General features: G+C 47.0%; 14 protein-coding genes. 5 read left to right on the top strand and 9 right to left on the bottom strand.

What is annotated here, in order from left to right:
• Positions 1–260: 260 nt before the first annotated feature.
• Positions 261–446 (bottom strand): hypothetical protein, encoded by a 186-nt coding sequence (locus PN498_RS00665; protein WP_272060740.1) that lies wholly within the window; start codon positions 444–446, stop codon positions 261–263.
• A 476-nt stretch (positions 447–922) separates the two neighbouring features.
• On the opposite strand from PN498_RS00665, the gene PN498_RS00660 reads away from it, so the two are divergent.
• Positions 923–1,273: a hypothetical protein gene (locus tag PN498_RS00660; protein WP_272060739.1), complete on the top strand. Its 351-nt coding sequence runs from the start codon at positions 923–925 to the stop codon at positions 1,271–1,273.
• A 229-nt stretch (positions 1,274–1,502) separates the two neighbouring features.
• Here the strand turns inward: PN498_RS00660 and PN498_RS00655 are convergent, their stop codons facing one another.
• The 3 genes from PN498_RS00655 to PN498_RS00645 all read right to left on the bottom strand — a co-directional run bounded on the left by PN498_RS00655 (position 1,503) and on the right by PN498_RS00645 (position 5,018).
• Positions 1,503–2,702, bottom strand: coding sequence for a sensor histidine kinase (locus tag PN498_RS00655; RefSeq protein ID WP_272060738.1), 1,200 nt, complete (start codon positions 2,700–2,702; stop codon positions 1,503–1,505).
• Between the two features lie 74 nt (positions 2,703–2,776).
• Positions 2,777–4,027, bottom strand: a complete 1,251-nt coding sequence (locus PN498_RS00650) for an NAD(P)/FAD-dependent oxidoreductase (protein ID WP_272060737.1) — start codon at positions 4,025–4,027, stop codon at positions 2,777–2,779.
• A gap of 187 nt (positions 4,028–4,214) precedes the next feature.
• Positions 4,215–5,018 (bottom strand): SDR family NAD(P)-dependent oxidoreductase, encoded by an 804-nt coding sequence (locus tag PN498_RS00645; RefSeq protein WP_272060736.1) that lies wholly within the window; start codon positions 5,016–5,018, stop codon positions 4,215–4,217.
• Positions 5,019–5,313: 295 nt separating this feature from the next.
• Between PN498_RS00645 and PN498_RS00640 the strand changes: the two genes are divergently transcribed.
• The gene (locus tag PN498_RS00640; RefSeq protein WP_272060735.1) at positions 5,314–6,675 is read left to right on the top strand and encodes a DUF262 domain-containing protein; all 1,362 of its coding nucleotides are present in this window, start codon (positions 5,314–5,316) and stop codon (positions 6,673–6,675) included.
• A 101-nt stretch (positions 6,676–6,776) separates the two neighbouring features.
• Here the strand turns inward: PN498_RS00640 and PN498_RS00635 are convergent, their stop codons facing one another.
• The 3 genes from PN498_RS00635 to PN498_RS00625 all read right to left on the bottom strand — a co-directional run bounded on the left by PN498_RS00635 (position 6,777) and on the right by PN498_RS00625 (position 10,214).
• On the bottom strand, positions 6,777–7,433 hold the full coding sequence (locus tag PN498_RS00635; RefSeq protein WP_272060734.1) for a DUF3318 domain-containing protein: 657 nt from the start codon (positions 7,431–7,433) through the stop codon (positions 6,777–6,779).
• 134 nt (positions 7,434–7,567) lie between these two features.
• On the bottom strand, positions 7,568–8,650 hold the full coding sequence (dusB, locus tag PN498_RS00630) for a tRNA dihydrouridine synthase DusB (RefSeq protein ID WP_272060733.1): 1,083 nt from the start codon (positions 8,648–8,650) through the stop codon (positions 7,568–7,570).
• A 37-nt stretch (positions 8,651–8,687) separates the two neighbouring features.
• Positions 8,688–10,214: an adenylate/guanylate cyclase domain-containing protein gene (locus PN498_RS00625; protein WP_272060732.1), complete on the bottom strand. Its 1,527-nt coding sequence runs from the start codon at positions 10,212–10,214 to the stop codon at positions 8,688–8,690.
• A 769-nt stretch (positions 10,215–10,983) separates the two neighbouring features.
• Here PN498_RS00625 and psbX point away from each other — a divergent pair.
• A complete protein-coding gene (gene psbX / locus PN498_RS00620; protein ID WP_272060731.1) occupies positions 10,984–11,103 on the top strand; it encodes a photosystem II reaction center X protein in 120 nt (39 codons plus the stop codon).
• 287 nt (positions 11,104–11,390) lie between these two features.
• On the opposite strand, the gene PN498_RS00615 is transcribed toward psbX, so the two are convergent.
• The gene (locus tag PN498_RS00615; protein WP_272060730.1) at positions 11,391–11,654 is read right to left on the bottom strand and encodes a hypothetical protein; all 264 of its coding nucleotides are present in this window, start codon (positions 11,652–11,654) and stop codon (positions 11,391–11,393) included.
• Positions 11,655–12,043: 389 nt separating this feature from the next.
• On the opposite strand from PN498_RS00615, the gene PN498_RS00610 reads away from it, so the two are divergent.
• A complete protein-coding gene (locus PN498_RS00610; protein WP_272060729.1) occupies positions 12,044–12,895 on the top strand; it encodes a Ycf66 family protein in 852 nt (283 codons plus the stop codon).
• Between the two features lie 143 nt (positions 12,896–13,038).
• On the opposite strand, the gene PN498_RS00605 is transcribed toward PN498_RS00610, so the two are convergent.
• A complete protein-coding gene (locus tag PN498_RS00605; protein ID WP_272060728.1) occupies positions 13,039–13,803 on the bottom strand; it encodes an amino acid ABC transporter ATP-binding protein in 765 nt (254 codons plus the stop codon).
• Positions 13,804–13,924: 121 nt separating this feature from the next.
• Between PN498_RS00605 and PN498_RS00600 the strand changes: the two genes are divergently transcribed.
• Complete coding sequence (locus PN498_RS00600) at positions 13,925–14,776, top strand: basic amino acid ABC transporter substrate-binding protein (protein ID WP_272060727.1); 852 nt, start codon at positions 13,925–13,927, stop codon at positions 14,774–14,776.
• Positions 14,777–14,917 lie beyond the last annotated feature (141 nt).

Here is a 14,917-nt window from a genome sequence, read left to right as displayed (position 1 = left end):
CGAAAGTTACAGAATTTGAATGCAAAATAAATCTGCTAAACTAAACGTTTCAGTAGTTTTTAAAAGTGATGTTGTGTCTGTAAACAGACGCAGAGCCCACTTTGTAAATCTCATCCTCTAAATCTTTCAACCAAAACTAGGATAAAGATATAGGGTGAGAACTAAAAGTGAGCATGCTGCTACTTTTCTTTTGTCTGTAAAAGTATTGTACGCATGAAGGACAGGAAGCTAGGGGAAACTTTCCTGTCCCTCTTTGCTCATTAGCGAGCTTCAGTTCCCTGGTTAGGATCACCGGGAATATCGGTATTCTTATCCCCAGGAGCCTCAGGCTTTGCACCTTCCTTCGCATCTGTAGAACGTACGTCGCTACCTGTCCTACGCTGTGAAGGATCAATGGGTGTCTCTTGTCCCTCAGATGGGAAGACGTCCGATTTTTTGTCTACCATGATTTACTCCAAACTCGAATGCTTGATATTCAAAATCTCTGCAGAGTGATCTGGAATAAGCCTATTCTGTTTGCAGCTAAAATTCACCTACCCTATGAAGTAAGTCAAAAGATATAGAGCAGTGAAAAGTCCATGAGTCGATTGAAGCCACAGCGTTACAGGCCATAAAATGCTTATGAGGTCTTGCCGCGATCGCTACTTGTGCGAGTAGTTTGATTATTGATTCAATATAAGAAAAACCTACAGTTCAACAGCATTTCAGTCAAAATTAGCACTAGTAAAAAGGCTATACCTGCTCCTTAAAACTCTTGTCAGAGCTAAATTAAAAACATTTTTTTCTAAAAGAAAATTACTTTATTCTGGGTAGAAAATATTTGGATTTTGAGTGCTAAGAAATTGATTTCTTTCAAATGACCGATGTTTTCTTTTGACCTGAAGACGCATAATCGACTTGTGTTAAGAGATAGGAGTTAATCATGAGTAACAACAATCCAAGAGTTCAATCTGATACCTATGATCCCCATATTGTTCCTGCAGAAACGGCTGCTCGGGCTGAACGGGAGCAGGAGAACTACAAGCAGGTTAAAGAGTCATCCAAAGGTGATCTAGATACTAGTGGTGGATACACAGTGGATCAGGAAGGGCTAGCTAACAACTACGCCATTGAACCAGAGATGTACGTTGACGAACCTGGAGACCTGAGGGAGGAACAGGCAGAAGAGAAAGAAGCTCGTGCATCTGAACTTCAGAATATCAATCAAACTGATGAGCAGGGCAATCTAACTGTTGAATCAGACGATCGCAGTAAAGGTGTCGGTCAGATTTGACCCGTTTTTTGTTGGAGAAACAGCTACAGACTTTGAACAGTAATGGTCAACCTGTAGAGGTTTTTTAGGCAGTAGTTTCTTCAAAATGGGGAACTACTGCTTGCTAGTGGTTAACTTTCAATATTCTCTATCCGATTTAGCTAGCTAGTCCCATTGGAACAAGACGACGAGTCGTCCGGTGATTGGAGAAGCTAATAAGCTAAAGTGCTGTACAAACCAGCTGCATATTTTAATGACTTGCCTCAGGTCTGATTAGGGGAAGCGTCACCGTGAAGGTTGAGCCTCTGCCGACTTCCGAAAGCAGCTCAATTTTTCCATTCATCAAATGGATGATTCGTTGAACGATCGCTAACCCCAACCCTGTTCCCGCAATTTCCTTCGTTTGTGAATTGGAGCGCGCATAAGGATCAAAAATTTGCGATCGCGCATCTTCTTCAATCCCAATTCCGGTATCAGACACCCTGATTTCCCAAGTGTTATCGTTTATCAGCCGAGCTATTACTTGGATACTTCCTGTCTCGGTATAGCGGATAGCGTTTCCAACTAAATTGGTTAAAAGCTGTTGTACCCTTAGCGGATCAGTTATCAGCAACTCGGGTAGCTGACTAACTTCAATCGATAGCTCCAACTCTTTTTCGTCAGCAAGTGGTTTTAATCCGTCTTCTATCATTTCACGAATCAAGATACCAATACTGACGGGCTTGAGATCTAAACGAATTTGCCCTTGGTTGTAGCGTGAAATTTCGAGCGTATCGTTGACAATCTGAAGCAGTCTGCGACCATTTCTTAAAACTCGCTCTAGCTGATTGAGGTTAGTTGCTGTATCTTTTTCTTGAAATTTTTTGCGCTGTTTTTGAAGCAAAATACTGGAATGCCCAATGATTGAAGTTAGTGGCGTTTTCAACTCGTGGGCCATGTAAGATAGATTATCCTGATGGACTTTTACAAGTCGCGTGAGTTCTTGATTCGTTAGTGTCAGTTGCCCCTGTAGCTGCCTTAATTCGACTAGTCTCGACTCAATATAGCTTTCCATGCTGATCGTGATGATTCTGTCGAATACATTGTCAATTAGTCGAATAGAGTGTAGAACTTCCGCAGAAGATCTTGGCAGTAATTCAGGCTCTAAAATTGATAGAATCACTTGTCGAAGTAGCCGATATTCCCGAGTCACTTCGGCTGTATCGTATCCCTGTTGCGCCCGAGTCTCTCCATGGCATAAACTCCTTGCTCTCAAATCTGAAATGTTTTCAGCAACCTCCGAAGACAGCAATTCGGCTAATTCTTTCAAAACTTCTGGAAGACTATTTCTTACAGCTTCATAGGATAGTTGCTTGGCGCTTTCGATCCGAGAATCCTGATGAACCGCGTAAATCCATCTTTCGGTAATAATCTCGACTTTGTCTTCTAAAACTTGACCTAAGTCGTTCATGTTTTCATTCCAATCCGAAGAGAGATTTGGGTTCAAAGTACCGCGCCTGTACTAAGTTTGGATTATTTTATCAGCTAACTGAACTGCGACACGATTTCGTCTGTGATCCACTCTGCAGTAAGTCCAAGGTTACGTTCTGGCGTTGGTACTAAATTGAGATAAGTTGCTTGTCGAATTAAATGACCCGCATGCCCTGAAATTCGGACACGGTCTAATATTTCGGCTAGCCCTTCTTCAGCACCTAATTTCATTAATGTTCCCCGAAGCTGAATTGCACTAGGCTTAAGCTCATTCCCCTCGATCATAGCTTGGATGTTGCGAGCGATCGCTTTCCCTTGTTGATAGGCTACCTGGGCACTCGTTGGTTTAGGTTCGTGCACATTGACGCTACAATCCCCCCCCGCAAATACGTTGGGATGGCCAATGATTTGGAGAGCGGCTGTGAGATAAGGACGTCCTCTAGAATCCCTATGGTCATCTGCAATAGGTAACTGCTTGACTAGAGGATGGGTGACCGAGCCTGCGGTCCAGACCGTTGTGGCAGTGGGTAATGTCTGTTTCTCATCAGCACAGGTGTAGGTCAACGAATCGGATGAAACAGAATCAACCGATGAATTAAGTCTTAAATCAATCGTTGCCCGTCGCTGTTCAAAGGCATCGAGGACAATTTCTCGAAAGGCAGAATTTGCTATATTGGGCAGAATTTTGGCCCCTCTCTGAAGCAGAACGACGCGAATTTCGTCAACGTCTCCTCCTAATTTCTCATACCACTGGGGTAGTAGGTCTGCCAGGGTGACTGCCAGTTCCACACCCGATGCCCCAGCACCAACAATCGCGACTGTGAGTAGCCTCTGTCGCTCGTCCACCACCGTTGTTTGGGCTGCTTTCTGCAATTTTTGACGTAGCTGTTGAGCAAGACCTGTAGCATCATCTGCCGTACGAAAAGTAAAAGAATGCTCTTGAGCGCCTGGGACTCCAAAAAAGCCAGGACTGTCGCCCAAAGCAATGACGAGGTAACTGAATCCGTAGGTTAATCCTGACTTCAGTTCAACCTGCTGATTGTCAAGATCAATGCGCTGAATGTCGCCCATAACATAGGTGACATCTCTATCTCCTAATAGCTCATCGTAATGGGGCCAGGCAAGTTCAATTTGAACTTCATTACTGAGAAGTTCGTAAAGCAGTGGTTTGAAAATAAATCTTGTATTCCTATCAATTAGTTTGATGGGTAGCGGACACTTTAATTCACAGAGATGAAGGGCGGCGAAAAGACCTGCAAAGCCGCCTCCCAAAATCAGAATTTGTTCATTATTTTGAGAATTCACTGCTTAAAAAGTTCTCCTAATAGTGAGCTATTTAGCTTCAAAATTTTGGCTGACTATGCTCTAAGAAAGGTGCGTGCGATCGCAAAACGAACATCCTGAGACCACTTCGTGCCTTAACAACATCACAAGCCTTCTCAGGATTTCAGCAACTCAGTATTAAGCTTTGAATGACGAAAATGTGAGTGGCTTACAGACTAATACTGGCGACAGATCCTCCATCAACACGATAATTTGCTCCAACGACAAAACTAGAGTGCTGAGAGCACAAAAATGTGATGACCGCTGCAACTTCCTGGGCTTTTCCTCGCCGCTGGAGTTCTAGATGGGGACGTTTTTCTTTGAGGAAAGTAGCGATCGCCTTATCAAAGTCAACACCTAGCTTTTCAGCCCGTTGTTGCATCATGGCATCAGTCATTGGCGTAGCGATGAAAGCTGGTGAAACAGAATTGACTAGTACGCCATCCTTGGCATAGGCTTTGGAAAGATTTTTGGCAAAGTTTAAAAGTCCTGCCTTAGCCGCGCAGTAGGGCATTTCATCGGTGTAGGGCTGCACGGCATCTTCAGACGTTACAAGAACGACTCGACCCCAACCCGATTTTTGCATCAGAGGAATAAACGTTCGACAAATGCGGACAGCCCCCATCAGATCGACTTCGATAGCTTCGTGCCAATCATCATCGCTAATTTCCATGAAATCTCCCGTGGCTCCTGTGATGCCAGCACAGTTCACAACGATATCGACCGTACCGTAGTGATCAACAATTTGGTCTCTGGCAGCTTTGACAGCAGAGAGGTCTCTCAGGTCTGCCTTGACAGCAAAGGCTTCGCCAACAGTTTTGACTTCATCGACGGTCTCTTGCAGTTGCTCAGTCGTTTTATCTAGCAGTGCAATTTTGACCCCTTCATCAGCCAATAGTTTAGCGGTTGCTCTGCCCATGCCAGAGTCTCCCCCGGTAATGAGTGCAACCTTGCCCTTGATTCCCAACTCCATGAGCTTCCCCGCAGTTTTTCCTGTCAGGATATTAGGAAAGAATGAAGATGGAAGTATCTATCAACTTGCAGACTTTGGTCATTCCCTCTGAAATTTGGTAAACAGGAGTGAGCTAAGAGACATTTCCAGCTAAAGTTCTTTTCATTGCTAGACATGTATTTGGATACCTCTGTACTGTAAGAGCGCTCCAAAATTTCTGGGAAAAAGTAAAATGCAGCGAAGATTGTGCTCGCTGTGATAGGACACCATTGGCAGCTTTAGGTATCCTTAACGTGAATCCCGTTTCTTTAGTGTCATGCTCGATGCCAATATCCCTCAACCAGAGCAATCCTCATCTGCACTCGTTATTGAAGATGTAGAAGACGACACCCCGTTGGAAATTGCCCCTGAAAAGCGACGGGTTAAGACGGAGAAGCAAGATCTACCGGTTGAAACGTTGGTGAGTTGGGTCAATCGAGGCAAATTAAATTTACAACCCGATTTTCAACGCAACTTTGTCTGGAATAGCAGCAAAGCCAGTCGGTTAGTGGAATCTTTGCTGCTAGCAATTCCCATCCCAGTCATTTATGTCGCGGAAGAAGCCGACCGGACCTTTTCCGTGGTGGATGGGCAGCAACGGTTAACCAGTATTTGCTCATTTGTAAACGGCGTCTTTCCTAATCAGCAGAAGTTCAAGCTATCGGGGCTCCAGGTCTTGAAAGACCTCAATCGAAAAACGTTTACCGATCTGCCATCAGAACTGCAAGAAGAAGTCCTCAATTTTATCCTGCGGCTCATCATCATTGAGAAGGACTCTGATCCTGACGTCAAGTTTGAAGTGTTTGAGCGACTGAACTTAGGAGCTGAAAAGTTAAACGATCAGGAGGTTCGCAATTGCGTTTATCGAGGCAATTACAATGAGCTGCTGCGATCGCTCTCTGAAAACGAATTTTTGCTGAGGATTCTACAGTCCAAAGAACCTCACAGTCGAATGGTAGACCGTCAACTGGTGCTCCGTTTCTTCGCGATGTGGCGCAATACTCATCACAATTACAAAGGCCCAACGAAGCGGTTTCTGAATACCGAAATGGAACTGCATCGTAATTTGCACGAAGACGAGCTAACTCAAATGCAGCAGACTTTTGAAAAGTCGATTGAGATGGCTTACGCCGTTTTTCAAGAACGGGCTTTCCGGCGCTACTACCCTGGCAATGCCTATAATCCCAATGGCACCTGGGAGAAATCTCGCCTGAACGTTGCCCTATGGGACACAGTTCTCTATACCTTCAGCTACTACGAACTCGATCAAATTTTACCTATCAAGGACCATATCCGCGAAGAGTTTCTAGATATGGTCACGAACGATAAAAAGTTCGTGGAGTGCATTAGCACGAGTACTGATCGTGTTGATCGCATTCACTATCGAGCTGATATCTGGCGAGAACGGCTTGATCGGTTGATCGGGCTAGAGACCGGAAAACCTCGCACCTATTCTTTGGAATTCAAGAAGACCCTATTGGAAAAGCATCCTACCTGTCACATTTGCTGGAAGCCCATTCAACACGTGGATGACGCTACGATCGCCCATATTTCTGATTATTGGCGAGAACCTAAGCAAATCCCTGAAAATGCTCGCCTTGATCACCGCTTTTGCCACCGCGTTCGATGGCAGGCTTGATGTTTGCTCAACAAACTTGCACAGTGGCATAACGTGAAAAAGCCCCGTACGGCGTGCACGTTCACGCTTCATACAGGGCTTTGATGAGGTTGAAGACAAAACTAATAAGCAGGATGGGCATCACGACCAGTAGAAGCACGAGCACGTTCTTTGGCCTTAGCTGCACTCCGCTTCAGAGCATCCAAACGCTTGATGTATTGGTCACGCTTGCGCTTTTTAGGGGTTTGTTCAATCAGAGTTTTCAGAGCGCTACCTAAGCTTTTATAAGCGTTAGGCAAGGTATACCCAAAACGAGTGGCGATCGCGATCGCTCGCTCGTCGGCATCAATGGATTCCTCAACGGCTTTGACGGGATTATTGCGCTTGTAAAGCCGCCAGCCAGAAAAGCCACAAAGCGCTAATGCCAGCATGAGCAACAGACCATCCTGCACCCATAACTCACCAATGGCGCCGCCCATACCAATCGCTAGGGCAGCCATCTCCCAACCGTCACGGGGAATGGTGTCGTTTTGCACTCGACCGACCTCATGCCAAAACAGTAGGTTCCGTTGGTCAAGGGCAAAACTTTCCCACTTCGCCAGATCAATTTGGATTTCAATCTGGTCTTTGCCCAGTTCCTCACTGGTAATCAAAGGAGGGGTTACATCCGTAGCAGCTTCAACCGTTACCCAACTCTGGAGTTCTGGCGGCAATAGACTGCGAAGGCGTCGTAGTTCTCCCATATCGGCTCTAGCGGTGGATGTTGCGTAGGATGTCATGAAAACTCAAAAAACATTCAGGTGCCCCATAGTCGCGCGTCCGTAAGGTCACACCAAGGGCGTATTGCATACCATATTAGCCAAAAATCAGAAATACTATCTAGGTCTGTCGAACGATCTATGAAGCTATTACCTTAAAGAGTCGCTATGGGTGCCTTTCGAGCGTATTCGGACTGAAGTCGATGCCCATACCGTGTAGCATGACCTTCATCCTTGAGGCGGGCGATCGCATCCTCCAACAACTGCTCACCTTCTGACACTGATTCAATTCGGCAAAGGGCATCTCGCAAGTCGGCAGCTCCAGCAAACCCTTTGACATACCAAGTCATATGCTTACGGGCTTGGCAAATGCCTCGATAGCCTTTGTAGTCAGCAATGAGCCGTAAATGCTCTTGAGCACAGAGCAAGCGATCAATCATGGTAGGAGAGGGCAGGCGATCGCCTGTTTTCAGATAATGATCAATTTCACCCACTAAGAAGGGATACCCTAATGTTCCTCGTGAACACATCACGCCGTCTGCCTGGGTTTGCTCCAAACAGCGAACTGCTGCATCTACGGAATCAATATCGCCATTGGCAATGACTGGAATTGACAGCGCCGCTTTGACCCGACCGATCCAGTCCCAGCGGGCTTGTCCTGTATATCCCTGAGCACGAGTGCGACCATGGAGGGTCAGCATTTGTGCGCCCGCGTCTTCCATACAACGAGCAAACTCAACCGCATTGATATGACCATCGTCCCAACCAATACGAGTTTTGACTGAAACGGGGACATCAACTGCCTCAACAAGGGTCTGCACTAGCTGAACTGCGGTTTCGGGATCCTTGAGTAGTGAAGAGCCACCGCCTTTCCGGGTGATTTTATTGACCGGACAGCCCATGTTGATATCAATAGTGTCTGCGCCTTCATCCACTGCACGTCGGGCGGCATCAGCTAGGAAATCGGGCCGACAATCAAACAGTTGAATGCTAATGGGATGCTCGTCGGGATCAACCTCCATAATTTGAGGCAGAGTATCCACATGACAAACGCCAGCCGCATGCACCATCTCCGTATACATCATGGAAGCGGGTGCATAGCGCCGGACTAAACGCCGAAAGACTTTGTCGGTCACTCCGGATAAGGGGGACTGCAAAACCCGGCTATTGACCTCGACTGAACCAATTTTTAACGGCGTCGAAAGTTGGTGATGTAAAGCGGCAGGGCACAAAACCATAGAGCTGCAAAGAACGGTTTTTTCAGTATGCCAGAGGTTAAAGCGGGTTTTTACGACCTGTGAGCCAATAGCTCTGCATTTGTCCTCTTCCCTTCACCAATACCGATCCCCGCAATTCAAAGTTGTAGCGATTGCAAAGACGCTCGTAGACTTCTGAGGTCACTTGAATCCGTCCCGCGACACCGGTTGTCTCCATTCGGCTGGCAATGTTAACGGTATCCCCCCATAGATCGTAAGCAAACTTCCGCATGCCAATGACTCCGGCAATGACCGACCCTGTGTTGATGCCAATTCTGAGCTGAAAGGGCTGACCATCGGGGCGAGTGAATTTCGCAATTTCTTTTTGCATATCCAAAGCCATCAAAGCGACCGCATCAGCATGATCGGGACGCGGGACGGGCAAACCGGCAGCAGCCATGTAAGCGTCCCCAATGGTCTTGATTTTCTCTAAACCGTGTTTTTCGGCTAGGCGGTCAAAGATTGAAAAGACATCGTTGAGCATCTCAACCAGTTCCTTAGGAACCATCTGACCGGAAGCCGCCGTGAATTCGACTAGGTCAGCAAATAAGACGGTGACTTCGTCGAAGCTTTCAGCGATCGTGCGGGCTCCGGCTTTCAAGCGAGCAGCAATCTGATACGGCAGGATATTCACTAAGAGGCGATCAGCTTGCTGGCGCTGCTGGCGCAACTCCATCTCAATCCGTCGGCTTTCAGTGATGTCATGAACGATCCCTTCGTAATAAACTGAGCTATCACCGTCGTCATAAACTTCGCGGATAGTTTCACTAATCCAGATTTTGGTTCTGTCTTTGCGATAAACCTCTGACTCTGCCCCAACAATTTGTTTGAACTGCTGTAGGTAAACGACAAGCTCGTCTCGTCGCTTGGGCTGTACATAGAGCTGTGAGCCGATATTGGTGAGGTTTTCCATCAAATCTTCGGGAGAATCGTATCCAAAAATTTGAGCTAGGGCAGGATTGACGCTGATGTAAGTACCATCTTTGCTGCTCTGAAAGATTCCTTCGGTAGCGTTTTCGAAGATTCGACGGTATTTATCTTGGGTTTGCTGTAGCGTGTCTTCGACTTGCTTGCGTTCTCGAACTTCTTCTAGAAGTAGCTTATTCTGATGGCTTAGCTGTTGCCGTCGGCGATAGCGCATCAAATGATGGTGAACCCGAGCTGTGACTTCTTCGGCCAGGAAAGGCGAACTGATGTAGTCACAGGCCCCCGCTGAAAAGGCGGCTGCAATGCGCTGGGGATCGCGATCGCCCAAAACAATCACAGGAATGTCCCGGGTAGCTCGCTTGTTTTTCAGGCTATAGCAGAATCGATAGCTATGGCGCTCGAAGAGCTGAGTCTCCAGCAGGATCAATTCAATCTTGTTGTCTCGTAAAAACTCAGGAAGGATATCTAGATGATTCAGAACCTGAAGACAGTACGACGCATCTTTTTCTAGCAGGTCAGATAAAGAACGGACATCAAATGCATCGGTGTGCAGCAGGAGCAGATTTTGCTGCCCTACCTTACTAGCATTAGTATCAATGGGTTCTGCACTGGTATTCAAAACTCGCAGTTCCTTAGCGCGTTTGGAAGCTTTTTTTCATCAAACTGCCCCGATGGTTTAACAAACCCCGTCCTAATCGGACTTGAACGTAAAAATCGAAATGCGACTCTGAAAGATGTCTAATTTCCTTGCAGAGTAGGTTTACAGCCGAGTCGTCTGGTGACTTCTTCGTTTGCAGTAAGACTAGGGAGAGAGACCTTGCAACTTTCCAACTTGAGTCTCGCCTATCGGCATCTTTGAAAGGTGGCTACATTACAAAAGATCAGGCACGATTTAGTAATCGTCAAGCTTTATTTTGTCAGTTATGTAAATCCTCCGAAAAATGATCAGAAACTTAGGACTTAAGTGGTTGTCTTCCCTAAGATTCCCTAATTCCGCAAAAATTTTTAGAATCTACTCTCCCTTAGCACCCTGATCAGGAAGCTGAGTTCCGATTCAACCCTGCAAATTCTCGAATAGAGGAGCGGATAACGTGGGTCTTTAAGAAACACAACTCTTCTGGCGAAACTAGCCCAAATATCTCCAAACTGCACGGCTTTCGCGATTTCCTTCAATCTAGGGCAGCCTGTTTAAGGATAGAGGGGCTATCAATGATGATTCAACACTAAGCTTTACGGGGTTGGGTCGTAGCTTCAGGAAGAGAAAGCGCCAATATCAAATTTTCTCTCACATGAGAAAGATCGGTGACTCTGCTGCCTGCTTTCCACGGAACTGAGCAGGCGGTAATATAAAGATTACATCGTCTTTTCGTTATAGAAATCCACAAATCATGACACCTTCTTTGACTAACTTTTTGCTGAGCCTTCTCGCAGGTACGTTGATTGTCGTTATTCCGGCTACTGTCTTCCTCGTTTTCATCAGCCAGAGAGACAAGATTCAGCGCTCATAATTCGCTGCTCATAATTCGCTTTGATAGCGATCGCTAAAATCAAATACGTCAAAAGGGGAAAGGCTCTAAGCCTTTCCCCTTTTTGATTCGTCTTCATCTGATCCCAGCAGATTTCAAGGCTGGCATCATCGCCATAGCTCACTCAAGCCAAGACAATCATGAACCATTGTGGACGCTAGATTGCCTACTGGGAACAGGATCAATTTATCAAGCTATTTTACAGGTTCAGCTACAGCCCTTGTCTTTTCAGCCTGAGCCAAGCGGCTTGGTTGGCCTTTATTCGTTGATTACTCTTGTGTTTGCTGAGCTTCTTCGGCCTCAATCTTCTCTCGCATCTCGTCCCAGTAAGCGCTCACGGTGATCACTTCTTTGTCGTCCTGAATTTCTGTTTTCCAACGGTAAATAGTCTTTTTGGGATTTACTCCAACCTCAATTAGCTTGGCTCCCATGTAATAAGTCATCGAATCACGAGTCCGTTTCTTCTTGAACGGAGAGTCGTTCTTGAGCACAGTGCGTGATAGGTGAGCTTGAGTATGCTTGGGTTTGGGCATAACAGGTTAACGAAAATCAATCGGAGTGCTCTTCATATTAATTTGAAACTCAAAGTACCGGATCGACCTGACGGAGCAGAACTGCCCCGTTATCGACACTAGTCGGCTACCTTATCAGGACTAACAAGATTGACTCGTTGAAGAGGATCCCCAAATTTGAGGAGTCCTGAATTGAATCCGGCTGCAAGAATTGTGAGAAAGGCTTTGAAAGTCCGTTAGCATATGACAAGCGGCGTTACGCTACTTGCCCTGCAAATGTGAAAGGCTACTGCCTGCGGTGGGTGCCATGATATCTCGCTCATCACTGGACACCTGCCTATCATTCTGCGCTAGCCTTTTTCAAGGTTAGACTTTTTGGCGCTAGATCTCTACTTTGAGAGGATTCTTCTGTGAACTTCGGTACGCCTGTTCCCCTATTAATTGGTATCGTTCTGATTCTTGGAGCGGTTGCTCTGTTTTTCCTGGATAGATTTAAGCCAGGTTATGGGCGAGATTCTGACAAGGTGTATTCGATTCTCTGGTTGATTTCAGGGGTCTTTCTCTTGGGGCATCTCAACATGGAGCTGTTAGCCTCTTTTCAACAGCTGATTATGGCAGGAATGCTCATTGCCATCACCATTGACAATGTTTTGTCTAGGGTGCCAAAGGAAGACCGCTATGTAGCGCAAGGTCCGGGAGATGTGCCTCCACGTGGCGACTACTACCGTCCCAGTCGAACACCCGATTACCGAACTAGCTCTCGCATGAATGTTAGAGCTGAGCTTGATAATGAACCTCCTTATCGGCCACGATTTCCCGAGGATCGGCGCATGTTGAGCGGTCGGGAAGAGGCTACCCGTCGTCGCTCGGATTATTACGATGATAGATATCCTGAGCGTTATGATGACAGCCAGGATCGATATACGGACCGAACTGCTCCTACTAACAACCGTCCTGTTGAGCGCCTTAACCCGAGTGGCGATCGCATTCGCCGTCGTCGTCCTAAATCGATTGATGATCGTTACACGCCAGGAGCGCCCAGCAGTGCATGGGATGAATCTTCCACAGGATATGCTGCTAACTCAGATACTTATGGTGATGGCGGGTACAGTAGCGGTTACTCCTCGTCATCAGAACCGTCCTATCCCAACCGCAATGGGAAGGATGACGACAGCTATGTCGATTATCGTCCGATTGATTACACCAAAAAGGATGATTCTCAATCCGACAACCCCTCTTCTGATTACGGTAGCCGCTACTGATTGATGATTCGTTTTTAGGTGATGGGTCTTCAGGTAATGGGGCGCTAAAAGCGACTTGCGGCGGATGGCTGCGATGAAGCGTCAGAACTGCTGTCTGTTGTGAATATCAATAAAGGGGTGCCAGAAAGCCAAAAGAGAGCATTCTAGACGGCTCCTGCTAGCTGCATACGACTTAAGAAGGTGCGCAGGCGATCGCTTTGGGGATTGGTAATTACGTCGTAGGCCTTGCCCTCCTCTTCAACCAGTCCCTGATTGAGAAAAATAACGCGATCAGCAACGTCCCGCGCAAACTGCATCTCATGGGTGACGATCGCCATCGTCATTCCTTCTTCGGCTAGCTGTTTCATAACCTCTAGCACTTCACCAACAAGTTCGGGATCAAGGGCACTAGTCGGTTCATCAAACAGGATGATGTCAGGCTCCATACAAAGGGCGCGGGCGATCGCGACACGCTGCTTCTGCCCGCCGGATAATTGATCAGGATAAGCATGCCCTTTCTCCACCAAACCAACTTTTGCTAGAAAGTGGCTCGCGAGTTCTTGACTCTCCTTAGTGCTCCGTCCTAAAACTTTTTGCGGTGCTAGGGTCAAGTTTTCTAGCACAGTAATGTGGGGAAACAGATTGAACTGCTGAAAAACCATGCCGACTTGAGCCCGCAGACGTTGAAGCTGCTTTCGAGAAAGTTTAGGGTTCGACAGGTCCATGCCGTTAACAAGCAGTTTACCGCCGTTGATCACTTCCAAACGATTGAAGCACCTGAGCAACGTGCTCTTACCACAGCCAGAAGTACCGATGATGGCGACGACCTCGCCAGTGTTGATAGCCCCACTCAAGCCTTTAAGGACCTCTAAAGATCCGTAACTTTTGCGAAGCGTGTGAAAAACGATAGCGGGCTGATTATCTGGCATGGCTAACGGAGCACGTTCTGTAATGGTTATGTCATTCGGAAAATACTTGGCAGCCTATCATCGGTAGGCTTGCAGTATCGTATCGTGTATATCTAGATTGTGGTGAAAGGAACATTTGTATATGACGATTAAACGTTCATCATTTCTCCGAAACATGGCCTTTGGGCTTAGTGCCTCCTTCGTTTTGGCCGCTTGCGGTGGTGCAGGCACTGAGACAGCAGAACCGACCGATGGAGAACCCATTGCTGAAGAAACCACTGAAGCAACCGAAGGAGGTGCGGGTGCTCTCACGGTGGCAACTGAACCCGCCTTTCCTCCGTTCGAGTTTCAAGCTGAGGATGGAGAACTGCAAGGATTTGACATCGATCTGATGAATGCGATTGGTGAGACGGCAGGTCTAGAAATCCAGTTTGAGTCCTTACCCTTCGATGGCATCATTCCAGCCCTTCAAGCAGGCACTGTGGATGCTGCCATTAGCGGTATGACGATTACGGAAGAGCGTCTGGAAACCGTTGATTTTTCTCGCCCTTACATCAAAGCGGGCTTGGCGATCGCCGTCAAAGAGGAAGACACCGATATCAATGGTTTGGCAGATCTAGAAGACAAGAGGATTGCGGTACAAATCGGCACAACGGGTGCCGATCAAGCGGCTGAAGTTCCAGGCGCTGAAGTCAGCACCTTCGACTCCGCTCCTCTGGCACTCCAGGAATTGTCCAACGGCAATGTTGATGCGGTGATCAACGATGCTCCTGTGACGCTGGACGCGATCGAGTCTGGCAATATTGAGGGGCTTAAGGTTGTTGGCGAACTGCTGACAACTGAGTTCTACGGCATTGCTTTGCCTAAGGACTCCGAAAATGTTGAAGTCATCAATGATGCTCTGATGACCATGATGGAAGATGGCACCTATGCCGAAATCTATCAGAAGTGGTTTGGTGATGAGCCACCAGAGCTGCCTGAATCGGCTTTCTAGTTTGCTTGTGGAGTGACATGGGACGTGATATATCGCGTCCCTGCACAGGATTGATATCCTTAGACGGGGCTGATTTTTAGATGTTAAAGCCGTGTCGAGAAGGTTATTCAGTGGCGATCGCGATCGCGATCGCGGCTGGTT

Origin of the sequence: Oscillatoria sp. CS-180, assembly GCF_028330965.1 — a bacterium.
Taxonomy (GTDB): domain Bacteria; phylum Cyanobacteriota; class Cyanobacteriia; order Phormidesmidales; family Phormidesmidaceae; genus Halomicronema.
The sequence above is the reverse complement of the archived record's forward strand: the minus strand, read 5'-3'. Positions and strand labels throughout refer to the sequence as shown.